Here is a 25,989-nt window from a genome sequence, read left to right on the forward strand (position 1 = left end):
CACCCGGGCTCAGTGGCCCAACGGACGCCGGTTCCTCGACGCCGGTGCCACGGTGGCCCTCGCAACGGACTGCAACCCCGGCAGCTCCTACACCACCAGCATGCCGCTGTGTATCGCCCTAGCGGTGCGCGATATGCATCTCACTCCCGCTGAAGCCCTGTGGGCCGCCACCGCAGGCGGTGCAGCAGCACTGCGCCGCAACGACATCGGCGCGCTGTATCCCGGTCACCGCGCCGACTTCGTCCGGCTGCACGCACCGACCTATCTGCATCTGGCGTACCGGCCGGGTGTCAACCTGATCGCCCACACCGTGGTGGCCGGCCAAGGCCATCCAGACGACGCCACCCCCCGCACCTGACTGCGACGAATGTAGCGGCTCGTCCCCTATTGCGAACCCGGCCAGCGGGAACCCCGCATGCACGACGACATCACCGGATACACCCGGCCCCAGTGGATCTCGCCATGACAACATCCGATCCGAACATGGCGGCGTCAACAGAATCTATGTCAGCACGTCACGGGTGATCGGTGTAGCTGATACGCACGAGAGCCGCCCGCCCCTGTGCCTCGACGGATAGCTCAGATGCCGACGACAACCTCACGCTGTCGAAGCGACTGAGTCTCACCGCGCCACCGTCCGCTGACCGAACAGTCGCACACCCTGCCAGCACCACGATAAACGTCAGGCCATCATGCGGCGCGCCGATATGGCCCGAACCCACACGAATGCTGACTTCAGCTCGACACACCTGTCGGCGCGTCATCACATTGAAATCAAAAGACAGCGTCGATGTCTCGCACGCAACGACCGACTCACCCGCGAACTGTCTGGGACGAAACGAATCAAGCTCGAACTCTTCACCGTCGATCACCAACGTCATCGTCGGCCCCTCGGCCAATACGATCACCCGGTCCACTCCAGGGAACTGGGAGAAGGCACTACTTGTGACCGACGCGACGCTCAAGCGCCAATCGAATCCACCGACCATCGAATCGGCAGGACCGACAGCGATTACTCGCGTGCTCCCACCGCCATTCGCCCACGGTTCCTCAGCGCAGTCAGAGAAACGCACCACTCCGGGCAAAGCTGAAATCGGCATCTTGTCATCACAGCGCCAAAACACCGCCTCACCAATGCCTGAGCGGCAAGATCAGTCCGAGATCCGAGAAAGCCGTCAGCCCCGGTTGAAGCCTGAGCAACCTGCTCCTAGAACCCCGGAACTACCTGCTCAGTTGGCGCGTCCCTCCGCGATCACAGCCTCGACCGCCACGAATGCCCCCTCGGCGGCGCCGACCACCCATCAACCGCAGCCCCTCGATTGGTGTGGACGTCGAGATCAACACGGCCTGTGACAAGCCGTGACGATCGAGCCCCACGAAACCAATCAGGCCCCCTCGAAAGGGGGCCTGACTTGGGTGGCAGATGCAGGATTCGAACCTGCGTAGGCGTAAGCCGACGGATTTACAGTCCGCTCCCATTGGCCGCTCGGGCAATCTGCCTGGTTTCGCCCCGCCCCGTTTCCGGTTTGGTGCGACTAGCAGGGTACAACGAAGATGTACCCAAGTTACAAACCGGCAGCATTCAGCGAGGAAAGAGGAGGGGCGTCCAATGGCGGATTCCAGCTTCGACGTCGTCAGCAAGGTCGACCGTCAGGAGGTCGATAACGCGCTCAACCAGGCCGCCAAGGAACTGTCCACCCGGTTCGACTTCCGCGGCACCGACACCAGCATCGCCTGGAAGGGCGAAGAGGTGATCGAACTCACCTCCAGCACCGAGGAGCGCGTCAAGGCCGCGGTCGACGTGTTCAAGGAGAAATTGGTCCGCCGCGACATCTCGATGAAGGCCTTCGACGCCGGCGAACCGCAGGCCAGCGGCAAGACCTACAAGGTGTCCGGCGACATCAAGCAGGGCATCAGCAGCGAGCAGGCCAAGAAGATCACCAAGATCATCCGCGACGAGGGCCCCAAGGGCGTCAAGGCGCAGATCCAGGGTGACGAGATCCGGGTCAGCTCGAAGAAGCGCGACGACCTGCAGGCGATCATCGCCCTGCTCAAGGGCTCGGACCTCGACGTGGCCCTGCAGTTCGTCAACTACCGCTAGGGCCGACCTTCGAGTGTGCGCTCAGATCGCGTCTGACGACGAAATCGCGATCTGAGCGCACAGTCGGCGCACTCAGCGCACAGTGGGCGCCACATCGGCACCCAGCGTCATGATCACGCCGTTGCCGAGCCCGTTACCTACGCCCGTCAACACGTCCACGGCCGTCACACCGGATTACCCCGGGGACACCCTCGCTCACGCGCTGGTTTCGGCCGCCGTCACCGTGTAACGGCTGGGCCGGTGCGCCAGCCCGTAATGCCCGCGCAGCGTCGTCGCGGTGTAGTCAGTCCGGAACAGTCCGCGCCGCTGCAGGATCGGCACCACCTGCTCGACGAAATCCTCCAGGCCGCCCGGCAGATACGGCGGCATGATGTTGAAGCCGTCGGCCGCGCCCGCGGTGAACCACAGCTCCAGGTTGTCGGCCACCTGCTCGGCGGTGCCCGCGAAGGTCCGGTGCCCGCGGCCGCCACCGAGTTTGGCGATCAGCTGCCGCACGGTCAGTGACTCACTGCTGGCCAGATCCTTGACCAGTTGATAGCGGCTCTTGTTGCCCTGGATCTGCTCGATGGGCGGCAGGGCAGGCAGCGGCGCGTCGAGCGCATGCGCGGTCAGGTCCACTCCCAGCATCTGCGACAGCTGACGCAACGAGTACTCGGGCGAGATCAGGTCGGTGAATTGCTGTTCCAGCTCCAGCGCGGCCTCCTCGGTGGGACCGATGAACGGCACGATGCCGGGCAGGATCTTCACCTCATCTGCGCTGCGGCCGAATTTCACCGCGCGGGCCTTCACGTCGCGGTAGAACGCCTTGCCCTCGTCGACCGAGCGCTGCGCGGTGAAGATCGCCTCGGCGTAGCGCCCGGCGAAATCCTTGCCGGACTCAGAAGACCCGGCCTGCACCAACAGTGGACGGCCCTGCACCGACCGGGGCGAGTTCAGCGGGCCCCGCACCGTGAAGTGCTCGCCGTCATGGTCGATCCGGTGTACCCGGTCCGGGTCGGCGAAGATGCCGGTGGACTCGTCGAGGACCAGAGCGTCGTCCTCCCAGCTGTCCCACAGTTCCGTTGCCACATCGACGAATTCAGCGGCCCGCCGATAGCGGCCGGCATGGTCCGGGATGCCCTCGACACCGAAGTTGGCCGCTTCGTCCTCACCGGCCGAGGTGACGATGTTCCATCCGGCCCGGCCGCCGCTGATGTGATCCAGCGAGGCGAAGCTGCGGGCCAGGGTGTAGGGCTCGATGTAGCCGGTGGTCGCGGTGGCGATCAGACCGACGTGCTCGGTGACCGTCGCCATCGCGGTCAGCAGCGTGATCGGTTCGAAGATCGCCTGCGTGTTGTGCTTCACCCGCGGCCCCACCGCCAACCCGTCGGCGAAGAACACCGAATCCAACTTGCCGCGTTCGGCCACCTGCGCGAGCCGCTGGAAGTGCTTGACGTCGGTCAGGTTTCGCACATCGGTGCGCTCGTGCCGCCACGCCGCCTCGTGGTGCCCGACTCCCATGAGGAAGGCGTTGAGATGAAGTTGTCGCGTCATGGAAAGTCCTTCGGTTAGGTGGTGGCCCGCCAGCCCGACAGCCGCCCCTCGATGGCCACCACGATGCCGTTGAAGATGACGCCCACCAGGGCGATCGTGACGATGCCGGCGTACATGTTGGGGATCTGGAAGTTGAGCTGTGATGCGGTGATCAGATATCCCAAACCCGCCTTGGCGCCGACCATCTCGGCGGCGATCAGCACCAGGATGGAAGAGGCCGCTGCCATGCGCAGACCGGTGAAGATGGTCGGCACCGCCGCGGGCAGGATCACCTTGTGGAACAGCCGGATCGGGGAAAGCCCGAGGGAGCGGGCCGATTTGATCAGAAGGGGGTCCACGGTGCGCACCCCGGAAACGGTGTTGAGCAGGATCGGGAACGACGCGGCATAGATCACCAGCGCCACTTTCGATGTTTCCCCGATCCCCAGAATGAGGATGAATACCGGAAGCAGAGCGAGCGCGGCGGTGTTGCGGAACAACTCCAGGATCGGGTTGAGGAACTCCGCGACCGGGCGGTACCAGGCGATCGCCACCCCTAGTGGGATGCTGACCACGATTGCGATCGCCAATCCGGCCAGGGCGCGCGACAGGCTGGCCGAGACATGCTCGGCCAGTTGACCGTTGCCCAGCAGCGTGAACCACGCGCTGACGACTTCGGAGAACGGCGGCAGAAAGACCTTGTCCACCAGCCCGATCCGCGGGGCCGCCTCCCACAGCGCCAGGAACGCGGCGACAACCACCGTGAGCCGCAACAGACGCCAGGCCAGGGCCTGTAACCGGGGGCCGCGATGCTCGTGCTCCGGCGCCGCCGACGTCTCGGTTGGAATCTCTACTTGTGACTCGACGGGTGCGACCGCGATGGCGCTAGACATGCTGAACCTCCTCGGACCGGGCGCGTTGCACCTCGTCGTGCAGCAGCGACCAGATGCGGTGGCGCTGCGCCCGGAATCCCTCGCTGGAGCGGATGTCGTCGGTGCTGCGATCGATGTCGACGTCGACGATCTGCTTGATCCGGCCGGGCCGCGACGTCAGCACCGCGACCCGCTGACCGAGGTACAGCGCCTCGTCGATGCCGTGGGTGATGAACAGGATGGTCTTGCCGGTCGCCCGCCAGATCCTCAGCAGCTCGTCCTGCAGGGATTCGCGAGTCTGGGCGTCCAGCGCGGCGAACGGCTCGTCCATCAGCAGCACCTCGGGATCGAACGCCAGGCTGCGGGCGATCGCGACGCGCTGCTTCATTCCACCGGACAGTTCGTGCGGGTAGCGATCGGCGAAGCCCTGCAGCCCGACCAGCTCGAGGTACTCCTCGGCCCGCCGGCGCCGCTTGCCCGAGGGTAAACCCTTTGCCTCCAGGCCGAATTCGATGTTCTTGCGGGCGGTGCGCCACGGCAGCAGGGCATATTGCTGGAAGACGATGCCACGATCCAGCCCCGGGCCGGTGACGGGCTTGCCGTCGAGGAGAATCTCCCCCGATGTCGGCTGGGTCAGCCCACCGAGCAGGTCCAGCAGCGTCGACTTGCCGCAGCCACTCGGCCCGACGAGCACCAGGAACTCCCCTGCCGCCAGGTCGATGCTGATGTCCTGGAGTGCCGTGAAACCTGCCTTCTCACCCCGGATCGGGAACTGCTTGGTCACATTGCGCAGGCGCAGCTTGGGTTGCGTACTCACTTGTGTGCCAGCGCTTTCCCATCGGGGCCGCTGCCGTCGGGGTAAGTGCCGTTCGCGTACGGGTTGAGCTCGTTGGTGTAGAGGTCTTTCGCCTTCAGCTGGCCTTCCTTGAGCTCACCGTTGCGCACGAGCCAGTCGATCCAGGTCTGCAGTTCGCGTTCGGCGATCACCGCGCCGGGAACCGGAATGCCCGAGCTGCGCCAGTATTCGATGGACTGCGTGTCCTCGTTGCGCTGTCGCTTGTTGATGATCTCTCGGAACCTGGCCACCACCTCGTCGCGCGGGGTCACCTGGGTCCAGCGGATCGCCCGCGCGGTGCCCTGGACATAATCGGCCACCGCATCCCTGTTCTTGGCCAGGAATTCGTCCCGGACCACGTAGGTGCCGTAGCTGAACGCCCCGAACAGAGACTTGTCGGTGAACAGCGGCCGGATCCCCCCGCGTTGTTGCGCGGTTTCGCGCCAGATCCCGTTGAGCGCCGCGACGTCGATCTGCTTCTCCCGCAACGCTTGCTCGGTGTTGACCGGCGGTACCACGGTGAGGGTCACCGTCTTGATCTCGTCGTTGGTCAGTCCCTCCTTGGCCAGCCATTCCCGGGTCAGGAATTCGTGGTGGGCGCCAAGGGTGTTCATCCCGACCTTCTTGCCGATCAGGTCCCGAGCTGAGTGGATCGGACTGTTCTCCAGCACGAAGTACCCGGTGTACTCGCCCTCGTCGGCGCCGTAGGAGCTGAGCACCGAGGTGATCGGCGCGCCGGCGGCGTTGAGTTTGACCACCGCACCGTTGAACGCCTCACCCACGTCGATATCGCCGGTGGCCACCGACTGGATGTCCTGCGGACCGCTGGTGGTGTTCCCGACCCAATCGAGCTTGATCTTCTGGTAGTAGCCGAGGTCTTCGGCCAGCTCCTGGAATCGAACCTCACCGGCCCAGCCCTGGTAACGCACCACGGTCTTGCCGTCTTCCGTGCGCGCCGACTCACCGGATGAGCCACACGCGGTCAGTACCACCACGAGTGCGCTGAGCATCGCGAGTACCGAACTGAATAGGCGCATGGCCGTTGTCCCCCATGGAGTCGCACTGATTGGTGCGGCTCATGGTGGCAACAAACTCAGGCCGGGTAACCCATTAGCCTCGCGAAGAATCGAATAGGCCGACTGTGACCGGGTCAGGCGCCGCCGAACTGCGGCTGCAGCACCGGGGCCAGCGCCGAGAGCGGGATGTGCGCCTGCACCGTGCCGCCGTCCATCGCCCACTGCATCCGGCCCGGGGTGAAATCGACCGGACTGTCCCGCCCGACCGGATAGTCCGGCATATAGAGGATCAGCTCGTCCGGTGTCAGCGCCCAGGCCTTGTACCCGCCCGAGTAGACGTTGTCCGGGGTCCAGCGGTCCGGGGTGAACGGATAGGTGCCGGGCTGGTGCGGCGGCGGCGCGGCATCGAGTGCGGCGACGATGAACGGCTCACCCAGGCGCGGGATCTCGGCCCGGTAGTCGGCGCCCGGTTTGAACAGGTCGGCCAGCTGCACTTGCCGCCCGCCCGCGAACGTGAAGGTGCGGTAGGCGTCGCTGACGATAGGCGCGTTCGGGTGTGACAGGGCGTCGGTACCGACCGTCCCTGAGTACATCTCATGGAAGACGGCCGTCATCGCGTCACCATGCTGGAAAATCTCGAACTGCTCCTCGCCGAAGCTGTCGGCGGCCATCTTCTGCGCGGCGTTGCGCCAGTTGTTCATCAGGTTGGTCAGGTACTGCCGGATGACGGGGTTTTCCACCAGATCGCCGGGCAGCGCCATCTTGATGTCACGAACCGCCTTTCGGTCCGAGGTCACCGACGTGTGGCAGGACTGCCCATCCCACTGGGCGCCCAGGTCGTCGCAGAAAGATGCCGCCGACGCCGCGGCGGACGGCGCGGTCGTGATGGCCGCGGCCACCACGGCCGCCGCGCCGATCAGCTTGCCGATGCGCATCATGGGCCGGCTCAGGCGAGTTCCACTTTGCTTGCGCGCCATTGCCCGTCGACCTTGTCCATCGTCATCTTGATGCGGCTACGATCGATCCGCGGATCGGGAACGGTGCTGTTGGACACCGACTGGTCGACGAACAACAGCACCACGACCTTGTCCTTGGTCGCCGACTGCACGGCGGACTCCATCACCACGCCGTGCGCCGAGGCCTTGTTGTCGATGAGCAACTGGCGCAGCTGCATGCTCGACTGCGAGTACATGTCCTTGAACTCGCCCGTCGCACCGGCCAGCACCTGGTTGAAATTCTCGTCGACCTTGTCGGAATCGATACTCGTCAAGATCTGGGCGTAGGACACCGCGGCGTCCTGGGCCTGTTTGCCGGCCTGTGCCACCTGCTGGTTTTGCAACACCGTCCATCCCAGGAAGCCCGAAAGGGCCAGGACGGCAACGAATACCGCAACCACAATGCCGACCAGCACCCACTTGCGCCGGCCCGGTTTCGCGGCCTCCGCCTCGGGCTCAGCCTTGGCTTCCTCTTTGTCCTCGGTGTCCGAATCGACTTCGGGCTCGACGATCTCGTCGGCCGTCTCTTCGATACCAATTGCGTCGTCGACGATCTCGGCCAGATCTTCGTCGGCCTTCTTGTCAGTCGTAACAGTCACCGTCATCTCCTTTGGGTGAGGTTGGGTGGATTAGCGGGGCGGTTCGATCGGCAGGGTCGGGCCGCCGTAGGGAGTCGGAATGGTGTAGCGCCCCCGCGGTGTCGGGTCGGTGGTGCGCGCGAGATCTGCCCCGGGCGGCGGCCCCGCGGTGTCGTCATCCGCGGGGCGCGGCGCGTTCTTGGCCCCGCGGACCAGGACGCCCGGATGATCGTCGGTGCAATAGGTGTACATGTAGGGCTCCGGATAGTCGGCCGACGCCGGTGGCCGACGCGGTGTCCCGTAGTCGCAGGTGTAGCGCGGGTAGATGTCCGCGGTGGCCCACAGCCCGTTGTCATGCATGACACTGCCCAGGGCGTCGAGCACCGACGTGCGGTAGTTCGGGAACAGCGCGTTCAACGCCGGCACCCGCAGGTACAGCAATTGCGAAGTGCTGGCGAGGCTTCCGAGCAGCTGCACCATGGTGTCGGAGTTGTCGGCGAACAGGTTGTCGACGGAGTTCAACGCTCCCGGGGTCTGGTTCGTGAGGCGACGGAAGCCCTCGCGCATCTTGTTGATCCCGTCGAACGTCGAACTCAAATTGTCCGACGCCACCGCGACGCCGGCGTTCTTCTCCGACATCAGGTTGAAGACCACGCGGCTGTTGCGCAGCACGCTCACCGTCTCGGGCAGCACCGAATCCAGCGTCGACAGGAGGAACGTGCCGCCGTCGATGACGTCGGCCAACTTGCGGGGACCGGCTTGCGACATACTCAGTTCCCGGCGGATCACTTCGAGCTTGCCGACATCGACCTGGGACAGCGCGCCGTCGGCATCGGCGAGCAACTGGGCCAGGCTGACCGGCACCGTGGCCTTGCCCAGGCCGATCACGCTGCCGTCGGTCAGGAACGGGCCGTCTGCCGTGTTCGCCGCGAAGTCGACGTACTGCTCACCGGCCGGGGACAGCCCGGACACCCGCACATCGCTGGACTTCGGAATCGACACGGCCGAATTCACGTTCACCACCGCCTGGACCCCGGTGGGTGTGATGTTGAGCCGCTCCACCCGCCCGACCCGCACGCCGCGCAGGGTGACGTCCTGATTGGGCAGCAGGCCGGCGGATTCCGGCAACTCGATGGTGATGCGGTAGCTGGAGTCGAAAGGCTTGACCCTCAGCGCCCCGATCATCAGGTAGGCGCCGGCCACAACGAGGGTCATCACCAGCGCGCCGGCCGACAGCCAGGCTCGGCGCCGGTACCCGGCCCGGACCACGCCGACCACGAAATCCGCGAGTGCGTTGATCATCGTGGCGCCTCCGCCGGTGCCGGTGCCGGAACCTCCCCGGGCGGTGGCCCGGCCGGAGCCTCGGGTGCGGGAACGATCGCGCCGGGCTCGGTCGGGCTCGGGATCACCGGCATCTGCGGCACCGAAGGGCCCCGGCCGACGACGCGCTCCTGCAGGCGCAACAACGTGTACTGCAATGAGCCGACCAGCTGATGCCAGTTGTACCGCTTGGGGCCGTGCAGTCCCGGATCACCGGCGAACCCGATATCGGGAATCGACCCGAGAATCAGTCGGTCGATGCTGGCGCGCACCGAAAGGCCACTGCCGGAAGTCGCTTTCACCAAGGGCGGCATCATCCGGTTGAGCGCGTACAGCGAGGCATCGGGAGCGAGCGCCACATCATTCCAGGCGCCCGCCACCTTGTTGGCATCGGCGATCACGCTGCGCCCGCTGGTGTCGGTGCCCGCAACAGACGGGAATTTGCGCAATTGCGCCGAGGTGTCGCCGATCTGGGTGATCAGATCCGCGATCTGGGTGGTGTGCTCGGCCAACGTGTTCGTAGCCGGCCCGGCCGCATCCATCAACTCACTCACGGTCTGGTTCTTGTCTTCGATCTGCCGCAACAGCCGCGATGTCTCGGTCATCGCGGTCGAAAGTTGGTCGGAGCGGGCGTTCAGGGTGCCCAGCGTGTGGTTTGTCTTGGCGATCAGATTGCCGAACGCCTGGCCCTGGTCACCGGTGGCCTTACCCATACCGTTGATGATGTTGGTGAAGTTACGGACCGCACCACCGTTGACCAGGATCGCCGCCGAACCCAGCAGCGATTCGACGGTCGCGGCGGCCTGTGTCGAATCCAGGTCGATGGTGTCGCCGTCCTTGAGCAGTGGCGCGTTCGGGTCGACCGGGGTCGGCGGCCTGAGCGAGACGAACACATCTCCCAGCGGTGTCGCCGAACGCAATTCGGCCTCGGTGCCATGGGGCAACCGGACACCATCCATGATGCGCAGGGTGGTCACCGCGGTGTAGTTGCTGGCCACCATCGACTCGAGCTCACCCACATCGGCACCGGCCAACTTCACCTTGGCATTGGCCGGCAGGTTCAGGGCATTGGCGAATATCGCGGTCAGCTTGTAGCCGCCCGAGCCGACGCCGGGCGCCGGCAACGGCAGGCTGGCCAGGCCCTCGGAGGCACATCCCGAGATCGTCAGGCAGGCCGTCATCACTACGGGCAGAACGTATTTGCGCACCGGTCTGATCATCTCTGTCCCATCGCCGCCATGCCGTCGAGCATGTAGGACAGCCCGAAGTCGGGACCGAAGTCCTGCACGGTTCCGGTGCTGCACCCCAACTGGCGCAGCCCCATCATGTTGCAGACCTCCTTGACGGTCTGCGAATCGAAAAGCACCTTGTCCACCAGGACGTGGGCCCGCGCCGAGCCATTCGTCTGGTCGACGATGTTGTAGATGTTGTCCAGCGTCAGCGGCGCGAGATCGAGGAACTCGGCCAGATCTCGCCGCTGGTCCACCGTTGTGGTCAGCGCGGTATTCCCGTTGAGGACAATCTGTTTGACCTCGTCGCGGTGCGTCTGCAGCACTTCGCCCACCTGGGTGATCACCTCGTTGATCTTCTTGCCGGTGGTGCCGCTACCGAAGTTCTCGTCGGCCAGGATCTGGCTGAGCTGACGTACCGACGAACCGAATTCCCGCAGCGTGGCGTCGTTGCGGGAGGCCGCCTCGAACAGCGAGCTCAGGTTGCGCACAATCGTGGTGAGCTGGTCGCGGGTCACCGCTCCACGATCGGAACTGAGCCGCAACGCGTCTGACAGTTCACCGAGGGCGTCCTTCATCTGCTGACCGTTGCCGTCGGCGATCGCCGCACTGGCATTGACGACGTCCCCGATGGGTCCGTTCCCCTTGCCGTCACCCTTCAACGAGGAGGACAACTTGTCCAATACATCCAGCACACGGGCGAACTCGACCGGCGTCTTGGTCCGATTCAGACCGATCGTGTCGTGATTCTGCAGCGTCGGCCCACCCCGGTAGGCCGGGGTCAGCTCGATCTGGCGGTCGGTGAGGATCGAATTGGAGATGGTGACCGCCTGCGCGTCGGCCGGCACCTGGACATCCTTGTCGACGGTGAACTCGACCTCGACATAGTTGCCCTTGGGCGTGATCTTGTTGACGCTGCCGACCTTCATACCGAGCACGGCGACCGTATTACCCTCGTAAAGCCCTGCCGCGCTGTCGAACTGGGCCGTCACCGTGATGGTATTGGTCCGCTCCTTCACAAACCACCAGCCGGTGCCGACGACTGCGGCGATCAGCACCGCACCGGCGACGCACAGGGCCAACACCTTGCTACGGATCACCCTCATTTGCAGTCCTTGTAGTACTGGATCATGTTGAACTGTTTGGCCCGGCCACTGATCGCACACATCCAGGAGTCGATCAGCAACCCGTTGCCGACGTGCATCTCCCCGGCATTGCCATTGCCGGTGGCGTTGGCGAGTCCGCGCAGGGCCACCGGACCCGACTGCAGGACGCTGCGCAGCAGATCGTCGTGCTGACCCAACATGTTCGACAGGTCGCGCAGGTTCGTCAGCAGCTGCTCGAGCTGTGGCCGGTCGTCCACCACGATGCCGGTGAGGGTCTGGACCAGATTGGTCAGGGCCGCGAGCATGGCCTGAAATGACGCCCGGCGCATGACGAATTCGCCGACCAGGTCGTTGCCCTGGTTGACCAGGCTGCCGATCGTGGCCTGCTGGCGACGCAGGGTGTTGCCGACCAGGTCAGTGGTTTCCAGCAGGGAACCCAGCTGGTTCCGCCGGTCGGCGATGATGGTCGCCAGGGTGTGGGTGTTCTGCAGCGCCCGCGGCACCACTGCCGGCAGGCCCTCCATCTGCTTGCCGAGGATGCTCAGCGTCTGGGCGAACTTGTCGGAGTCGACCTGCTCAAAGGTGGTGGTGACGTCCCCCAGCGCCTCCTGCAGGTCATACGGCACCTCGGTGTGAGTGAGGTCAAAGGTGTTGTCGGGCAGGGAACCTGAGCCCGCGGGCTGCAGGGCCAGATAACGCGATCCCAAGATGGTGGTGATCTTGATGACTGCCCGGGAGTCCTTTCCGAGCGGAACGTCATCGCGCACCTTGAGTTTGGCCTCGACGTGGTCGCCGGCCAGCTTCATGCTCTTGACCTCGCCCACCGGCATGCCGGCAACGGTGATGGGGTTACCGGCCTTGAGCGCAGCGGCCTGCTGGAACCGCGCGGTGTACTGCCGGTAGCCGACATCGGCGACCTTGACGATCAACATCGCCCCGATCAGAACGGCCACCACGGCGATCGCGATGATCCCGAGCCGCGTCCGGTTGTAGCTCTCCAGTGGACGGCGCGGTTTCTTCGGTGCCTCCGGCACCGTCGGTGTCTCCGGTTTCGTCAGCTGATCAACCATTGGCCAAATTCCTGCATTTGGGGGTGTACTGCGCCTTGTTCCCCGGGGTGGCGGCGTCGACGATGATCGGTGTGACGTCGTTGAGGCCTGGGAAGAATCCCGTCGCATTCAGGTCGCACGCATAGGTGGTGGCGTAGGCGCCCTCGTTGGTCATCCGGGCGAATCCCTTGAGCAGCAGCGGGAGATTCGCGCCGGTAAACGCCAGTTGCGGTTCGATGCCCACCATGTGCGAGACGAACCCGGGTTCCCGGGTCACGAGCTCGTTGAGTGACGGGTACACCTGACCGCTGATGGTCGACAACTGGCGCACCACTTTGGAGATCGAACCCAGCGAGTCCACCATCTCCGGCCGGCGGGCGTCGAATGTGGCGACCATTCCCCGGGTTTGGGTGATCACCTCGTCGAGACTGTCGTTGTGCTCGGCCAGGTTCTTGGCCACCGCGTTCAGATTGTTGATCACCTCTCCGAGTTCCTGGTCCCGTCCGGCGAAGGAATCCGTCAGCTGCGCGGTCTGGTCTACGAGCGCGACGATCGAGGAATTGTCGCCCTGCAGCGAGGCGATCACTCCTTTGGTGAGATTGTCGGCGTCGCGCGGGTTGAGCACGCTGAACAGCGGCTCATACCCGTTGAGCAGCGTCCCGACGTCGAAGGACGGATCGGTCTGTTCGACGGGGATGACGCTCCCGGCCGGAAGCGGGCCGGGGTCACCGATATTGCCCAGCGACAAGCCGAGATAACGCTGCCCGACGATGTTCTGGTAGGTCACCGAGGCGGCGGTCCGGCCGTACATCGGCTGGTTGTCCTGCACCACGAACGACACCTTGGCGAGGGCGCCCTGCAGTTCGATCTTCTCGACGCGCCCCACCCGTACCCCGGCCATCCGGACGTCGTCACCCTCACGCAGGCCGAACACATCGGAGAACAGGGCGGCGTAGGGCACGGTCTTGCCGGCCACGTCACGGCGCAGCGTGACATAGACGAGCCAGGTCAGCCCCAGCGCGACCACCATGAACAGCGACAGGCCGATCGTCGCACCGCGGTACCTCATCGGCCTCCCTCTCCAGAAACGGGTTGTCCGGCGGCGGGTGCGGCTTCCGCGGGCAGCAGCGGGCCGCCCGGGGCCACCGGCGCGACCGGCGACAGTGGCACCGGCGGGGGCGGCGCCGGCATCAGTGCAGGGTTCGCCGTTCCCGGCACCGGTCCGGACGCCGGCATCCACGGCGGCAGGGGCGGATTCGGGTCGGACAGGTCTGGGTTCGGATTGACCAACGGCGGACCGACCGCGACGAGATTCCCATTGGCGCCCAGCGCCGTTCCGGGAGGCGGCATCAGATCAGCCGGTGGCTGAAAGTTCTGCGGCAACAGCACATCCGGTAGCGAGGGCCGGGTCGGCACCAGCGGGGCGGTGAAGCAGCTGGGCCCCTTGAGCCCGGCGTACTGCGGGCAGTCGGCACGGGTGTAGGCGTAGCTCGGCGTCAACGAGAGGTTCACCCGCATGTTGCCGATGTCATGGTCGGACATCCAGACGTGCTCGAAGAACTTGCCCGACAGCTGATTGAGCTTGACGAAGGCCGGCACCCAGTTGTTGGAGGTGTCTGCCAGCACACCCAGAACCGGCGTCAGGTTCGACGTGGTCTTCGCCAGCTGGTCGGCGTGGTTGCCGAGCGCGGTGTGCGTCGTACCCACGGTGTTGATCCCACCGTTGATCATGGTGTTCAGCTGGGAGCGCTGCTCGACCAGGGTCTGCATCGGCTGCACCGCCTTGTGCAGGGCATCGAGCAGATCCGGCGCGGTCTGCTGCAGCCCGTGGGTCGCGTCGATCAGTGCGGAGACCGTGGTCTGGCCGGGTTCGGTGGCCACCACCGAGTCGAGCTGATCGATCAGCCGGTTCAATTGCGCTCCGCTGGTGAGCAATTCGGTTCGGCGGTTCTCGGTCGCGGCGTTCACCGCGGCCAGGATGCCCACCGTTTTGTCCTCACGACCGCGCCCGGTGGCGGCCAGCACGTCGCGCAGCTTGCTGATCGTGGTCTGGAACAACACCGTCGGCAGTTCGGTGTCCTCGGGGATCTGTGCGCCCGCGGAGATCGCCGGAGCCGGTCCGTCGGAGCGGTCGACCAACTGCACCGACGACACCGCGAAGACGTTGCTGGGCACCACACGTGCCGTCACCGTGTTCGGAATGGCGCCCGCGTATTCGGGGTTGAGGTCGATGTGGACGAAGTTGGGATCGCCGTTGGCGGCCGGGACGACGTCGTCGACCATCCCGACGAGCACGCCGTGATACTTCACGTCGGACCGCTGCGGCAGACCGTCGCCGACGTTGACCAGGGCGGCCACCACCGGCACCCGCGCGTCGAGCCGCCCGGTGGCCTTCACCAGAAGGAATGTCGAAATCAGTACTGCCACAACAAGTACGGCGGCACCACAGCCGAGCAGTTGACGGTCGGTCGGGCCACGCCCGTCCATTTCCAGCGAGTTGCCCATCTAGCCGCCGAACCTCGCTCCTGAATCGACCGTCCACAGCGCCATGGTGAGCAGCATGTTCACGATGACCACCACGGTGATGCTGGCCCGCATGGCATGGCCGGCGGCCACGCCCACGCCCACCGGCCCGCCCGAGGCGTAGAACCCGTAGTAGCACTGCACGGTGGAGGCGATCCACACGAAGATGACCGCCTTCAGTACCGAGTAGAGGATGTCCTGCCCGGACAGCATGAGGCTGAAGTAATGCAGGTAGGAACCGGTCGAGCCGCCGCTGATCAGGAAGACCACCAGCTGGGTGGTCAGATAGCTCACCGCCAGGCAGAGCGCGTAAAGCGGGATCACCGCGACCACCGCAGCCATCAGCCGTGTGGTGACCAGGTACGGGATCGGGCGGATCGCGATGGAATCGAGCGCGTCGATCTCCTCGGCGATGCGCATCGACCCCAGCTGCGCGGTGAACCGGCATCCGGCCTGTGTTGCGAAGGCCAGTGAGGCGGCGATCGGCGCCAGTTCACGGGTGTTCACCAGGGACGAGATGATGCCGGTGGCCGGGCCGAGCCCGAGGAGGTCGAGGAAGTTGTATCCCTCGATGCCGACGAGCGCCCCCATGGTGATGCCCAGCACCACCGCCACCCCGATGGTTCCGCCGCCGACCACGAGTGAGCCGTTGCCCCAGGCGATGTCGGACAGCAGCCGGACGAATTCTGCGCGGTAGTGCCGCAGCACGATCGGTACCGCTGCCAGTGCCCGGACGAAGAACACCATCATGTGGCCCAAGCGCATCACCGGCTTGGAGGCCCGTTTGTACAGCCGCACCCACGGCGCGAACAACGGTGGGACGAATGTGGAGGCCGTCATGTCACAGCCCGACCCGGGGGAACAACATGATGTAGAGCTGGCTGATCGCCACGTTGACCACCATCAGCAACAGAATCGATTCCACCACTGCCGCGTTCACGGAGTTCGCGACGCCGGTGGGGCCGCCTTTGGTGGACAGCCCCTTCTGACACGACACCACGGCCACGATGGCGCCGAAGATCACCGCCTTCAACAGAGCCACGATCATGTCACCGGTGGTAGCAAACGAGGCGAAGGTTGCCACGAAGCTGCCGGGGGCACCGTTCTGGAAGTAGACGTTGAACAGGAAGCTCGCCAGGAAGCCGACGAAGCACACCACCCCGGTGAGCGCGACGCCGATCATGATCGCGGCGACGAAGCGCGGCACGACCAGCCGCTGAATCACCGAGACGCCCATGACCTCCATGGCGTCGGTTTCCTCACGCATGGTCCGCGAACCCAGGTCGGCGGTGATCGCCGACCCGACCGCGGCGGCCATCAGAACGGCCGCGACCAGCGACGCGGCCTGCCGAATCACGGCCAGGCCACTGGCCGCACCGGCCAGTGACGTCGCGCCGACCTGCCCGGCCAGCAGGGCGAACTGTATGGAGAGGGTGACGCCGATCGGTAGGGCCACCAGCACGGTGGGGAGCACGGCCGTGCCGGCCATGAAGGCACCCTGGCGGACGAACTCCTGCCATTGGAAGCGGCCCGTCACCAGGTCGAGGAAGAGAATCTGAACGGTCCGGACTCCGAGCACGAACTGGTCCCCGACCGTGGTGAGCGAGGCCAGCGGATGACGCCTGGCATAGCCGGTGGCCCAGTTCTCGATGGCGTCGATTCCCCGTTCCGACTCGACCCCATCAGCCACGCTCTCGGGCGGCGCCGTCATCCTCTCTCATTAAGCAGCAGAACCAACACAGATCCATCCCTCCCCAGGCAGAGATATGGCCACCGCCGGCCGGATAACTCGCAGTGGTTGGCACCGTAGCGTCGGCGCTCATCCCCCGTCAATGTTTTGCCGAATTCTCATTCACTTAGCGAGATTGGCTCATCAATTTCCGGCAAATCCGTCGTCACCGCCGGCGCACCGCCACCGCCGCTCCCACGTGCGGGCGATCAATTGCCACTTCCCGTATCACGTGTAAATGCAGTGCATTCAGGCCAAAGTGAGCGCCATTCGCATTGACGCCGACGTAAGGGCCACACCCCGAACGGTCAGGGATTCGCGCCCCACGGACAAACTCACCACGGAATCAGTGCCCGGCATGCACGTTAACTTTGCCGATCGTGTCGAAACCGCGGAAAAAGTTGCCAGATCTTGCTGACGGGTGGCGCCCGGTACCCCTGCCGCGCCGTTGCGCCGAAGTCTACTGACTACAGGCGATGTCAGTCGGGTTTCGGAACATCTCGTGCGCGCACCGGCAGGACCCGCTCAGTGGCGGCCGGATTCCCGGTTCGCCTGCGCCACGATCGCATCCAGCAGGCCCGGCATCGCAGCGTCCACGTCCCGCGTGCGCAGCCGCTGATAGATGTGCCCCTCGCTGACCACCCGCTCGGTCAGCCCGGCGTCGCGCAAGATGTTGAAGTGGTGGGTCGCCGTCGACTTGTTGATGCCGTCATACAGCGCCGCGCATTTCACCGGCTCACCGACCTCGTGCAAACGACGCACCATCTCCAGCCGGATCGGGTCCTGGAGGGCGGCCAGCAACTGAGGCAACGCCCCGACGGGACATTGCGCCTCGACCGCCGGAGCCTCTGCCATGCGCCCTCCGCCACCGGAAAATAAGTTTGATGAACGTCAAACCGGGCGTAAGCTCAGCCAGGTTCGATGAACGTCAAACCTACCGGACGGGGCATGACGATGGCGGGGATTTCGGCGGAAGGTTCGCTCGGCCCGGACAACCAGCGTTGGGCCTACCCGCTGCTACTGATCCTCAGTGGTGTCGCCCTCGGAGTCTCGGGTCTGCCCGCGCCGCTGTACGGGATCTACGAAACCGCCTGGCACCTCACTCCGCTGGCCACCACGATCGTCTTCGCGGTCTACGCACTGGCCGCGCTGGCCGCTGTGCTCGTGTCCGGCCGCATATCCGACGTCATCGGCCGTAAGCCCGTGCTCGTGGGCGCCCTCATCGCGATGATCATCGGACTCGGCGTCTTCCTGGTGGCCGACAACATGGCCCTGCTCCTGCTGGCCCGCACCATCCACGGCGCGGCCGTCGGCTCGATCGTGGTGGTGGCCGCCGCCGCGCTGCTCGACCTGCGTCCGCACCGCGGTGTGCGCTCGGGACAGCTCAGCGGCGTCGCATTCAACATCGGCATGACCGTCGCGATCATCGGCTCCGCCGTCCTGGCGCAATACGCCCCACACCCACTGCGCACCCCCTACGCCGTGGTGGCGGTGATCTGCGTCCTGGTCGGCGTCGGCGTCCTCGCCCTGCGCGAAACCCACACCACCCGCTCCCCCGGCCCTATCCGAATCTCGAAACCTGCTGTGGCCAAGGAGATCCGGTCCGACTTCTGGTTCGCCGCACTCGGCGCGATGGCATCCTGGTCGGTGCTGGGTGTGCTGCTCTCGCTGTATCCGTCGCTGGCCGCACACCAGACCCACATCGAGAACCTGGTGTTCGGCGGCGGAGTCGTGGCCATCACCGCGTTCTCCGCAGCGATGGCCCAACTGGCCGCCACCCGCATCCCGGCACACCGCTCCGCGATCGCCGGCGACGTGGGAATGGCGATCGCCCTGGGCCTGACCGTTCCGGTGCTGCTCACCCAATCCTGGCCCCTGGTGTTCGCGGCGGCAGCAATGCTGGGCGCGACGTTCGGGCTCGGCTTCGGCGGATCGCTGCGGCACCTGTCGCACGTCGTCCCGGCCGACCAGCGCGGCGAGACCATGTCCGCGTTCTACCTGCTGGCCTATACCGCGATGGCCGTCCCGACACTGCTGGCCGGCTGGGCCGCCACCCGCTGGGACCTGGCCACCGTCTTCCCGTGGTTCGCCGCCGCGGTGGCGACGGCCTGCCTGGCCGCCGCGGGCATCGGCGCACTGAGTCGACGCGGAACCGGCACCGACTGACCCAGTTCGACAACTTGGGCTCAGCAACGGCGTCGCGGCAATACTCTGATCGCCATGGCACCAGCGCAACGCGAACCCAACGTCGTCGTCCTCGGCGGAGGATCCTGGGGCACCACCGTCGCCTCCATCTGTGCTCGGCGCGGGCCGACGCTGCAGTGGGTGCGCTCGGAGGAGACCGCCAAGGACATCAACGACAACCACCGCAACACGCGCTACCTGGGCAACGAAGTCGTACTCCCGCAAAGCCTGAAGGCCACAAACGATTTCAGCGAGGCGGCCAACTGCGCCGACGTGATCGTGATGGGCGTGCCGTCACACGGCTTCCGCGGGGTGCTCACCGAGCTGGCCCGTGAACTGCGGCCGTGGGTGCCGGTGGTCTCGCTGGTCAAGGGCCTGGAGCAGGGCACCAACCGGCGGATGAGCGAGATCGTCGACGAGGTGCTGCCCGGGCATCCGGCCGGGATCCTGGCCGGGCCCAACATCGCCCGCGAGGTCGCCGAGGGCTATGCCGCCGCCGCCGTGCTGGCCATGCCCGACCAACACCTCGCGGCGAATCTCGCACAGTTGTTCCGCACCAAGCGATTTCGCACCTACACCACCGACGACGTGATCGGGGTGGAGATGGCCGGGGCGCTCAAGAACGTCTACGCCATCGCCGTCGGCATGGGCTATTCGCTGGGCATCGGCGAGAACACCCGCGCGATGGTGATGGCCCGCGCGGTCCGGGAGATGTCCAAACTCGGCGAGGCCATGGGCGGACACCGCGACACCTTCGCGGGCCTGGCCGGCATGGGAGACCTCATCGTCACCTGCACCAGCCAGCGCAGCCGCAACCGGCACGTCGGCGAGCAACTGGGCGCGGGTAAGAAGATCGACGAGATCATCGCCTCGATGAATCAGGTCGCCGAGGGCGTCAAGGCCGCCAGCGTGATCATGGAATTCGCCGACAAGTACGGGCTCAACATGCCCATCGCCCGCGAGGTGGACCGCGTGATCAACCACGGCGCGAAGGTGGAGGACGCGTACTACGGCCTGATGGTCGAGAAGCCGGGGCACGAGGTGCACGGCTCAGGGTTCTGAGTCTTCAGGCGCCCCGCACCGCAGCGCGGAAGTCCTCGGCCCCGACCGGTGGGGCGATGGTCCAGAGCACCTCGGCCTCGCCCTCGGTCGGGTTGTGCCAGTCGTGCAGCTGGGTCGCACCGAAGGTCATGCTGTCGCCGGTGTTCAGCAATGTGGCCTGCCCCTCGACGGTGATGCTGAGCTCGCCTTTGAGCACGTAGACGAAAATCGTTGCGGCATCGAGCCGGTAGGCCCCGCCGGAGCCTCCGCCCGGCCGCATGACGGTGTGCATCACCTGCACATGGTGTTCGGACTTCGGGGTCAGCAACTCTTCCCGGACCCCGTGGCCGCCCATCTCCAGCGGCGCCCCGGCCCCGCTGCGCACCACCGGCGCCGAGGGGTACTCGAACAGGTCGCCGATGCCGATCTCCAGTGCGTCGCAGATCCGGATCAACACCGGGACCGAGACATTCGTCATCCCCCGCTCGGCCAGGCTCAGGAAACCCTTGGTCACCTCGGCCCGGGCGGCCACCTCGGTCAGGCTCAATCCGCGCTGACCACGAAATTCGCGCAGCCGTGCCCCAGCCCGCCCCATGCCGGTCTCCGTGCCGGTCTGCTGGCCGTCCCCCACTGAAGCTTCCCCTTCCTGTTGACGCACGTTCGTTTAGTGGTGTAAAACACGTTCCATCGTTTTATGGCATTGAACCCTACACGTGGCGGTGCCCCCCGAAGCACAGAAAGGCACGCGGTGTCTGCACCTGCAACCGAGCCCAACAGCGAGTCGACGCGGATTCAGGCCGCCGTACTCGACGGCAACGGATCCATCACCATCGAGCACGTCGACCTGGCCGCCCCCGGCCCCGGTGAGGTGCGGGTCAAGATCGCCGCCGCCGGCGTTTGTCACTCCGACCTGCACGTCACCACCGGAGCCTGGGACGTCCCGGCGCCGGTGGTGCTGGGACACGAAGGATCCGGCGTGGTCACCGCGGTCGGTGCCGGCGTCGACGACCTCGAACCCGGCGACCATGTGGTGCTCAGCTGGGTGCCCGGCTGCGGCGAATGCCGCGCCTGCCTGGCCGGCCGACCGGCCCAATGCGCGCTGGTCGCGTCGGTCGTGGCCACCGGCGGCACCCTGTACGACGGAACCACCCGGCTGTCCAACGAACGCGGCCAGATCCACCACTACCTCGGGGTGTCCTCCTACGCCGAGCAGGTCGTGGTTCCCCGCAGCGGCGCGGTCAAGGTCCGCAAGGACGCGCCCCTGGAAGACATCGCGATCGTGGGCTGTGCGATCGCCACCGGAGTGGGCGCGGTGCGCAATACCGCCGGCGTACAACCCGATTCGACCGTCGCGGTGATCGGCTGCGGCGGGGTCGGCCTGGCCTGCGTGCAGGGCGCCCGACTGGCCGGCGCCTCACGCATCGTGGCGGTCGACGTCGTCGCCGAAAAGCTCGACCTGGCACGCAAACTCGGAGCCACCGACACCGTCGACGCCTCGGCGGTCGAGGACGTGGTGACCGCCCTGCGTGAGGCGGTGCCCGACGGATACGACTACATCTTCGACGCCATCGGCAAGATCGCCACCACCGAACAGGCCATCGCCGCGCTGGGCCTCGGCGGGGCCGCCGTCATCGTCGGCCTGCCACCGGCCGGCGAACGCGCCAGCTTCGACCCGCTCGCGCTGGCCGAGGCCGATCAACGGATACTGGGCTCCAATTACGGCTCGGCGGTGCCCGAGCGGGACATCCCGCAATTGGTCGACGAGGTGATGGCGGGCAACCTCGACCTGGCCTCGATGATCTCCGCCCGGCGGCCACTGGCCGAAGCCGCGGCCGCCCTCGATGATCTGGCCGCCGGCCACGCACTGCGCCAACTACTCGTCCCGAACGCCTGAGAAGAATCGAGATCCCAAGTGACTGAAGATCTTCAGACCCGGGCCGAGACCCCGAACGGGGATGCCGGCCTGCGCCGCGGAGTGATGGGTGGCGGCGAACTCGCCGCACAGGCCATCGCCAACATCGCGCCCAGCGCCGTCATCGCGTTCACCGCTGCCGCCATCTACACCACGGCCAGTAACGGCACCTGGATCTCGTTCGCGCTGGCCACCGTGGTCATACTCGCGGTGGGGTACTGCATCTCGCAGTTCGCCAAGCGCCGTTCGAGCGCGGGCTCGCTGTACAGCTATGCCGCGACCGCTCTGGGACCGTTCGGCGCCTACCTGACCGGCGTCAGCCTGATCATCGGATGCTTCGGTATCGCCGCAGGCTCACTGAGCGGCTCGGTGGCCTACACCGCCACCCTGCTCAACCAACTCGGCATTCCGGTCCACGGGGTGGCCGCACAGATCGTGCTCGCCGCCGTTCTCGGCGCACTGGCCACGTTGTTCACCATCCGCGGCATCCGCCTCTCCGCACGGGTTTCCCTTGTGCTCGAATTGGTTTCGGTGTCCATCATCACCCTGCTGCTGGTCTTCACCCTGGTGCACCTGGGAGCGGACGCCTTCGACGCCGACCAGTTCGACCTGAGCGGCGCCAAGCCGTCGGGAATCGCGGTGGGCATGGTGCTGGCGATCCTGGGCTTCGTCGGATTCTCCAGCGCCGACGCCCTGGCCCGGGAGGCCAAAGATCCCTACCGCGCGGTGCCGCGGGCAATCATGTGGAGCGCCGCCGGCGTGGGTGTGCTGTACGTCTTCGCCGCCTACACCCAGGTGGCCGCGCTGGGACCCGACCTCGGCGAATCCGCGCAGCCGCTCAACGATCTCGCGACCCTGGTCGGCATGCCGGGCTGGTTCAACCCGATCCTCAACTTCGGTATCGCCGCATCGTTCTTCGCCGTGGTGGTCGCACCGATGAACGTCATCGGCCGCATCCTGTACGTGATGGGCAAAGAGGGTGTGGTGCCGTCGGCGATCGGCCGGACCCACCCGACGCACCTGACCCCGCACCGCGCCCTGATCTCGGTCAGCCCACTGGTGATCGCGGTGCCCGTGGTCCTGTACCTGGGCGGCGTCGATGCGATGGACGTGGTGACCTGGGTGGACACCTATGGGACCTACGGTTACATGGTGGCGTACGCCGCCGCTGCGATCGCGGCCGTCGTCTTCCTGCGCAGCATCAAGGTCCGCGTCCCGCTGGTCTGGCCGGCCGCCGCGCTGGCCATCGGATCAATGGCATATGTGTTCTACGCCAACGTGTATCCGGTGCCGGCCTACCCGCTCAATGTGATCCCGTGGCTGTTCCTGGCCACGGTTGCCGCCGCGCTGGCCTGGTACTGGATTCTGAGCCGTCGGTCACCGGAAGTGATCGCGAAGATCGGCACCAGCGACATGGAGACGCTCGAAGGAATCGGCTGACTCAGCCGATGGCGGTCTCAGCCGATGGTGAAGGTGGGCTTGAAGTCCGATTCCTGCTTACCGATGACGAAGCTGCCCGCCGGGCTGATCACGAAGCCGGACTGATTGCGTCCATCGATGCAGGAGGTCGTCACGCCGTCGGTGCCGCAGCTGATCGTCTGGTAGCTGATCCGCGAGTTCGGCGGCAACGGCTTGGGGTTCTCGACGACGCCGAACACCGGCGCCGGCGAGCTGGCGAACCCGGGCACCCCGGGCCCGCCGCTGACCAGATTGGCCCCGTTGGGTGCGGCCGGGATCGGTCCGCTGCAGCCGTAGGTGCCGGAGCGCTGTAGTACGCAGGTGATGCCGTCCGGGATGCCGAACGCGTACCAGTTGTTGTCCATCACCGCGTACTCGGAGGTCTTGACCGGCGCGTACGCGTTGACGTTGGGGACGGCGGGAGCCGGCGCCGGTTCCGCGGCCGCCACCGGCGGCACGCTCATCACTGCCGCCCCCGCGGCGCTCACCAGGCCAATCACCACTCTGCTCAGCACGCCGTCACCCTAACCCGGGGCGATAGTGCGGTCCACCGCTCCGGGTTCGGCTACTTGCCCTGGCCGCAAGCGAGGTCGACGTACACCGTGGTGTAGCGGACCCGCTCCTCGGTGTTGCCCCGAGGCGCCGCCTTGAGTTCGGTGATGTCACGACCCGGACGGACCGCCTTGACGTTGCAGGCATCGATCGAGCCGCTGCCGACTCGGGACAAGATGACGCGGTAGCCCTCGTCCTCCAACTGCTTGATGGTCTGCTGGGCCGATCCGGCGCCACTCGGTGCCGCCGCGGCCGGGCCGGCCAGTGCCAGCGCGCTCAGGGCCAGACCGGCCCCGACGGTGGCGACAACGGTGTTTTTGACGGTGTTCCTCATTGAACTACCTGCCTTCCTTGCTGAATTGATTTCAGCCTATTCAGGTAATTCACCCGCGTCCATCAACTCATATTGAACACATACGAATGAGCGCATATGAATTGCCGGGCATTGAATATTCAGGCGGAATTCATATTTTTCAGGTGCCCGGCAGCGTCCGGAGCGGACTCGCCGGCCAGCGGGATACGCACAGTAAACACCGTCTCACCTGGCTTCGAGGCGACGGCCACGGTGCCCTGGTGGGCCTCGATGATCGACGCCACGATGGCCAGGCCCAGCCCGGTGCTACCCAATTCTCGCGACCGCGATTTATCGGCTCTGACGAATCTGCCGAAGAGATTCGGCAACAATTCCGCATCAATTCCCGGCCCGTCGTCGGTAACGGTCAATTCCGCGAATTCATCGGTCTCGGTCAATGCAATGGCGACCGTCACACCGGGCGGCGTGTGCACCCGGGCATTTGTCAACAAATTGCTGACCACTTGGTGCAGCCGGGCCAAATCGCCGCGCACCCATAACGGATCGTCGGGCAGTTCGGCCACCCAGTGATGTTCGGGTGCGCCCACTGCCACGTCGTTGACCGCGTCGACCACCAGATCGCTCAGGTCGATGTCGTCGGTCTCCAGGTCCTGGCCCTCACTGAGCCGGGACAACAACAGCAGGTCGCTGACCAGCCCGGTCATCCGGCGCGCCTCGGCCTCGATGCGGGCCAGCGCGTATTCGGTGGTCGGCGGCAGGTTCGCGCTGTCCTGCCGGGTGAGCTCGGCATAACCCTGGATCGCCGCCAGCGGGGTGCGCAGCTCATGGCTGGCATCGGTGAGGAACTGCCGCGTGCGCCGATCGGAAGCCGCCAACTCGGCCAGCGCACTGTCGACGTTGGACAGCAGCTGGTTGAGTGTTTCGCCGACGATGCCGACCTCGTTGTCCGGATCGGTGTCCTTGTCACGCACCCGCGCCGTGATGCGGTGATCGCCGGCGTCCAACCGCAGTGTCGCCACCTTGGCGGCGGTGGCCGCGACCCGGCGCAACGGCCGCAGCGCGATACGCACCACCGCGACCGTGCCCAATGCCGTGGCGATCAGCGCAACGACGATCATCACCGCGACAGTCACCGTCTTGCGCGCGATCACCAGGTTCGCGCTCTCCATGGACACCCCGGACACCAGCACATCGCCGTTGCCCGCAGGCTGGCTGGCCAGCCGATACGAGCCGAGCACCGGCAGCTTCACCGTGCGCGGGTGCTCGTCGGTCCAGGCGTACTGGTCGAGGGCGCGCGTCACCGAGACCGGGGCCGGGTGCGGCTCACCGTCGGAGAACACGGCCGACTGGATCACCTCGCCGTCGTGCAGCACCGCGATCAGGTTGCCGGGCGCCTGTCCGACGAACGCGGTGAGCGCCTCGGCATCCGCGGTGAGCACGTGCCCGGTCTGGCCTTCGCGCCACTTCTCATAGGAGTGGCTGAACGCCGCCAACGACCGCGTCACCTCGGCATCGCTCATCGTCGACACATAGGTGTGCAGGCTGTACACCGACAACGCGCCGACCGCGGCCAGCGCCACCGTGACGATCGCACTGACACCCAGCACCAATTGGCGGCGTAGCGAGCGCGGCCACCACCACTTGGTTTTGGGCGGCATCAGCGG

The 25,989-nt window shown here is 66.0% G+C and carries 26 protein-coding genes and 1 tRNA gene; 6 read left to right on the forward strand and 21 right to left on the reverse strand.

Going from position 1 to position 25,989, the window contains the following annotated elements; genetic code table 11:
- The coding region (locus ACWEFV_RS31150) for an amidohydrolase family protein (protein WP_450073031.1) at positions 1-358 on the forward strand (358 nt) is incomplete at its 5' end.
- Positions 359-515: 157 nt separating this feature from the next.
- On the opposite strand, the gene ACWEFV_RS31155 is transcribed toward ACWEFV_RS31150, so the two are convergent.
- Positions 516-1,100 carry a HutD/Ves family protein gene (locus tag ACWEFV_RS31155; RefSeq protein WP_450073032.1) on the reverse strand — a complete coding sequence of 195 codons (585 nt, stop codon included), beginning with the start codon at positions 1,098-1,100 and terminating at the stop codon, positions 516-518.
- Positions 1,101-1,417: 317 nt separating this feature from the next.
- Positions 1,418-1,500: transfer RNA gene (locus tag ACWEFV_RS31160), tRNA-Tyr, on the reverse strand.
- 109 nt (positions 1,501-1,609) lie between these two features.
- On the opposite strand from ACWEFV_RS31160, the gene ACWEFV_RS31165 reads away from it, so the two are divergent.
- Positions 1,610-2,101 (forward strand): YajQ family cyclic di-GMP-binding protein, encoded by a 492-nt coding sequence (locus ACWEFV_RS31165; RefSeq protein ID WP_450073033.1) that lies wholly within the window; start codon positions 1,610-1,612, stop codon positions 2,099-2,101.
- Positions 2,102-2,296: 195 nt separating this feature from the next.
- On the opposite strand, the gene ACWEFV_RS31170 is transcribed toward ACWEFV_RS31165, so the two are convergent.
- From ACWEFV_RS31170 to ACWEFV_RS31240, 15 genes are all read right to left on the reverse strand, one after another.
- The gene (locus ACWEFV_RS31170) at positions 2,297-3,634 is read right to left on the reverse strand and encodes an LLM class flavin-dependent oxidoreductase (RefSeq protein WP_450073034.1); all 1,338 of its coding nucleotides are present in this window, start codon (positions 3,632-3,634) and stop codon (positions 2,297-2,299) included.
- Positions 3,635-3,648: 14 nt separating this feature from the next.
- Complete coding sequence (locus tag ACWEFV_RS31175; RefSeq protein ID WP_450073035.1) at positions 3,649-4,506, reverse strand: ABC transporter permease; 858 nt, start codon at positions 4,504-4,506, stop codon at positions 3,649-3,651.
- Positions 4,499-5,302, reverse strand: a complete 804-nt coding sequence (locus ACWEFV_RS31180; protein ID WP_450073036.1) for an ABC transporter ATP-binding protein — start codon at positions 5,300-5,302, stop codon at positions 4,499-4,501. The genes ACWEFV_RS31175 and ACWEFV_RS31180 overlap by 8 nt, the downstream gene beginning before the upstream one ends.
- Positions 5,299-6,330, reverse strand: a complete 1,032-nt coding sequence (locus tag ACWEFV_RS31185; protein ID WP_450073073.1) for an ABC transporter substrate-binding protein — start codon at positions 6,328-6,330, stop codon at positions 5,299-5,301. The genes ACWEFV_RS31180 and ACWEFV_RS31185 overlap by 4 nt, the downstream gene beginning before the upstream one ends.
- A gap of 140 nt (positions 6,331-6,470) precedes the next feature.
- Positions 6,471-7,271 carry a DUF3298 domain-containing protein gene (locus tag ACWEFV_RS31190; RefSeq protein ID WP_450073074.1) on the reverse strand — a complete coding sequence of 267 codons (801 nt, stop codon included), beginning with the start codon at positions 7,269-7,271 and terminating at the stop codon, positions 6,471-6,473.
- 11 nt (positions 7,272-7,282) lie between these two features.
- A complete protein-coding gene (locus tag ACWEFV_RS31195; RefSeq protein WP_450073037.1) occupies positions 7,283-7,936 on the reverse strand; it encodes a DUF3329 domain-containing protein in 654 nt (217 codons plus the stop codon).
- Positions 7,937-7,960: 24 nt separating this feature from the next.
- A complete protein-coding gene (locus ACWEFV_RS31200; RefSeq protein WP_135458223.1) occupies positions 7,961-9,211 on the reverse strand; it encodes an MlaD family protein in 1,251 nt (416 codons plus the stop codon).
- The gene (locus tag ACWEFV_RS31205) at positions 9,208-10,449 is read right to left on the reverse strand and encodes an MCE family protein (protein WP_135458225.1); all 1,242 of its coding nucleotides are present in this window, start codon (positions 10,447-10,449) and stop codon (positions 9,208-9,210) included. The genes ACWEFV_RS31200 and ACWEFV_RS31205 overlap by 4 nt, the downstream gene beginning before the upstream one ends.
- Positions 10,446-11,564 carry an MCE family protein gene (locus ACWEFV_RS31210; RefSeq protein ID WP_450073038.1) on the reverse strand — a complete coding sequence of 373 codons (1,119 nt, stop codon included), beginning with the start codon at positions 11,562-11,564 and terminating at the stop codon, positions 10,446-10,448. Before ACWEFV_RS31210 ends, ACWEFV_RS31205 begins: the two co-directional genes overlap by 4 nt.
- The gene (locus ACWEFV_RS31215; protein ID WP_135458229.1) at positions 11,561-12,634 is read right to left on the reverse strand and encodes an MlaD family protein; all 1,074 of its coding nucleotides are present in this window, start codon (positions 12,632-12,634) and stop codon (positions 11,561-11,563) included. The genes ACWEFV_RS31210 and ACWEFV_RS31215 overlap by 4 nt, the downstream gene beginning before the upstream one ends.
- Positions 12,627-13,682 (reverse strand): MlaD family protein, encoded by a 1,056-nt coding sequence (locus ACWEFV_RS31220; RefSeq protein ID WP_450073039.1) that lies wholly within the window; start codon positions 13,680-13,682, stop codon positions 12,627-12,629. The genes ACWEFV_RS31215 and ACWEFV_RS31220 overlap by 8 nt, the downstream gene beginning before the upstream one ends.
- Positions 13,679-15,118 (reverse strand): MlaD family protein, encoded by a 1,440-nt coding sequence (locus tag ACWEFV_RS31225; RefSeq protein WP_450073040.1) that lies wholly within the window; start codon positions 15,116-15,118, stop codon positions 13,679-13,681. The genes ACWEFV_RS31220 and ACWEFV_RS31225 overlap by 4 nt, the downstream gene beginning before the upstream one ends.
- Positions 15,119-15,976 (reverse strand): ABC transporter permease, encoded by an 858-nt coding sequence (locus tag ACWEFV_RS31230; RefSeq protein ID WP_135458234.1) that lies wholly within the window; start codon positions 15,974-15,976, stop codon positions 15,119-15,121.
- A gap of 1 nt (position 15,977) precedes the next feature.
- The gene (locus ACWEFV_RS31235; protein WP_450073041.1) at positions 15,978-16,847 is read right to left on the reverse strand and encodes an MlaE family ABC transporter permease; all 870 of its coding nucleotides are present in this window, start codon (positions 16,845-16,847) and stop codon (positions 15,978-15,980) included.
- Positions 16,848-17,390: 543 nt separating this feature from the next.
- Complete coding sequence (locus ACWEFV_RS31240; RefSeq protein WP_450073042.1) at positions 17,391-17,720, reverse strand: ArsR/SmtB family transcription factor; 330 nt, start codon at positions 17,718-17,720, stop codon at positions 17,391-17,393.
- 99 nt (positions 17,721-17,819) lie between these two features.
- On the opposite strand from ACWEFV_RS31240, the gene ACWEFV_RS31245 reads away from it, so the two are divergent.
- Complete coding sequence (locus ACWEFV_RS31245) at positions 17,820-19,031, forward strand: MFS transporter (RefSeq protein ID WP_450073075.1); 1,212 nt, start codon at positions 17,820-17,822, stop codon at positions 19,029-19,031.
- Between the two features lie 54 nt (positions 19,032-19,085).
- Positions 19,086-20,111: an NAD(P)H-dependent glycerol-3-phosphate dehydrogenase gene (locus tag ACWEFV_RS31250; RefSeq protein WP_135458241.1), complete on the forward strand. Its 1,026-nt coding sequence runs from the start codon at positions 19,086-19,088 to the stop codon at positions 20,109-20,111.
- 4 nt (positions 20,112-20,115) lie between these two features.
- Here the strand turns inward: ACWEFV_RS31250 and ACWEFV_RS31255 are convergent, their stop codons facing one another.
- Positions 20,116-20,685 (reverse strand): helix-turn-helix domain-containing protein, encoded by a 570-nt coding sequence (locus tag ACWEFV_RS31255; RefSeq protein ID WP_450073043.1) that lies wholly within the window; start codon positions 20,683-20,685, stop codon positions 20,116-20,118.
- A 153-nt stretch (positions 20,686-20,838) separates the two neighbouring features.
- Here ACWEFV_RS31255 and ACWEFV_RS31260 point away from each other — a divergent pair, with 153 nt between their 5' ends.
- Positions 20,839-21,984, forward strand: a complete 1,146-nt coding sequence (locus ACWEFV_RS31260) for a zinc-binding dehydrogenase (RefSeq protein ID WP_450073044.1) — start codon at positions 20,839-20,841, stop codon at positions 21,982-21,984.
- Positions 21,985-22,002: 18 nt separating this feature from the next.
- Positions 22,003-23,442, forward strand: a complete 1,440-nt coding sequence (locus ACWEFV_RS31265; RefSeq protein WP_135458247.1) for an APC family permease — start codon at positions 22,003-22,005, stop codon at positions 23,440-23,442.
- A gap of 17 nt (positions 23,443-23,459) precedes the next feature.
- Here the strand turns inward: ACWEFV_RS31265 and ACWEFV_RS31270 are convergent, their stop codons facing one another.
- From ACWEFV_RS31270 to ACWEFV_RS31280, 3 genes are all read right to left on the reverse strand, one after another.
- Positions 23,460-23,975, reverse strand: a complete 516-nt coding sequence (locus tag ACWEFV_RS31270; RefSeq protein WP_135458249.1) for a hypothetical protein — start codon at positions 23,973-23,975, stop codon at positions 23,460-23,462.
- A 50-nt stretch (positions 23,976-24,025) separates the two neighbouring features.
- Positions 24,026-24,346, reverse strand: a complete 321-nt coding sequence (locus tag ACWEFV_RS31275) for a hypothetical protein (protein ID WP_135458251.1) — start codon at positions 24,344-24,346, stop codon at positions 24,026-24,028.
- Between the two features lie 119 nt (positions 24,347-24,465).
- Positions 24,466-25,983, reverse strand: coding sequence for a sensor histidine kinase (locus tag ACWEFV_RS31280; protein WP_450073045.1), 1,518 nt, complete (start codon positions 25,981-25,983; stop codon positions 24,466-24,468).
- Between the last annotated feature and the right edge of the window lie 6 nt (positions 25,984-25,989).

Source organism: Mycobacterium sp. NPDC004974, assembly GCF_053600815.1.

Coding starts and splice junctions, on each gene's coding strand:
- ACWEFV_RS31155 (WP_450073032.1), bottom strand. CDS start 1,100: ATGCCGATTTCAGCTTTGCCCGGAGTGGTGCGTTTCTCTGACTGCGCT.
- ACWEFV_RS31165 (WP_450073033.1), top strand. CDS start 1,610: ATGGCGGATTCCAGCTTCGACGTCGTCAGCAAGGTCGACCGTCAGGAG.
- ACWEFV_RS31170 (WP_450073034.1), bottom strand. CDS start 3,634: ATGACGCGACAACTTCATCTCAACGCCTTCCTCATGGGAGTCGGGCAC.
- ACWEFV_RS31175 (WP_450073035.1), bottom strand. CDS start 4,506: ATGTCTAGCGCCATCGCGGTCGCACCCGTCGAGTCACAAGTAGAGATT.
- ACWEFV_RS31185 (WP_450073073.1), bottom strand. CDS start 6,330: ATGCTCAGCGCACTCGTGGTGGTACTGACCGCGTGTGGCTCATCCGGT.
- ACWEFV_RS31190 (WP_450073074.1), bottom strand. CDS start 7,271: ATGCGCATCGGCAAGCTGATCGGCGCGGCGGCCGTGGTGGCCGCGGCC.
- ACWEFV_RS31195 (WP_450073037.1), bottom strand. CDS start 7,936: ATGACGGTGACTGTTACGACTGACAAGAAGGCCGACGAAGATCTGGCC.
- ACWEFV_RS31200 (WP_135458223.1), bottom strand. CDS start 9,211: ATGATCAACGCACTCGCGGATTTCGTGGTCGGCGTGGTCCGGGCCGGG.
- ACWEFV_RS31205 (WP_135458225.1), bottom strand. CDS start 10,449: ATGATCAGACCGGTGCGCAAATACGTTCTGCCCGTAGTGATGACGGCC.
- ACWEFV_RS31210 (WP_450073038.1), bottom strand. CDS start 11,564: ATGAGGGTGATCCGTAGCAAGGTGTTGGCCCTGTGCGTCGCCGGTGCG.
- ACWEFV_RS31215 (WP_135458229.1), bottom strand. CDS start 12,634: ATGGTTGATCAGCTGACGAAACCGGAGACACCGACGGTGCCGGAGGCA.
- ACWEFV_RS31220 (WP_450073039.1), bottom strand. CDS start 13,682: ATGAGGTACCGCGGTGCGACGATCGGCCTGTCGCTGTTCATGGTGGTC.
- ACWEFV_RS31225 (WP_450073040.1), bottom strand. CDS start 15,118: ATGGGCAACTCGCTGGAAATGGACGGGCGTGGCCCGACCGACCGTCAA.
- ACWEFV_RS31230 (WP_135458234.1), bottom strand. CDS start 15,976: ATGACGGCCTCCACATTCGTCCCACCGTTGTTCGCGCCGTGGGTGCGG.
- ACWEFV_RS31235 (WP_450073041.1), bottom strand. CDS start 16,847: ATGACGGCGCCGCCCGAGAGCGTGGCTGATGGGGTCGAGTCGGAACGG.
- ACWEFV_RS31240 (WP_450073042.1), bottom strand. CDS start 17,720: ATGGCAGAGGCTCCGGCGGTCGAGGCGCAATGTCCCGTCGGGGCGTTG.
- ACWEFV_RS31245 (WP_450073075.1), top strand. CDS start 17,820: ATGGCGGGGATTTCGGCGGAAGGTTCGCTCGGCCCGGACAACCAGCGT.
- ACWEFV_RS31250 (WP_135458241.1), top strand. CDS start 19,086: ATGGCACCAGCGCAACGCGAACCCAACGTCGTCGTCCTCGGCGGAGGA.
- ACWEFV_RS31255 (WP_450073043.1), bottom strand. CDS start 20,685: ATGGGGCGGGCTGGGGCACGGCTGCGCGAATTTCGTGGTCAGCGCGGA.
- ACWEFV_RS31275 (WP_135458251.1), bottom strand. CDS start 24,346: ATGAGGAACACCGTCAAAAACACCGTTGTCGCCACCGTCGGGGCCGGT.
- ACWEFV_RS31280 (WP_450073045.1), bottom strand. CDS start 25,983: ATGCCGCCCAAAACCAAGTGGTGGTGGCCGCGCTCGCTACGCCGCCAA.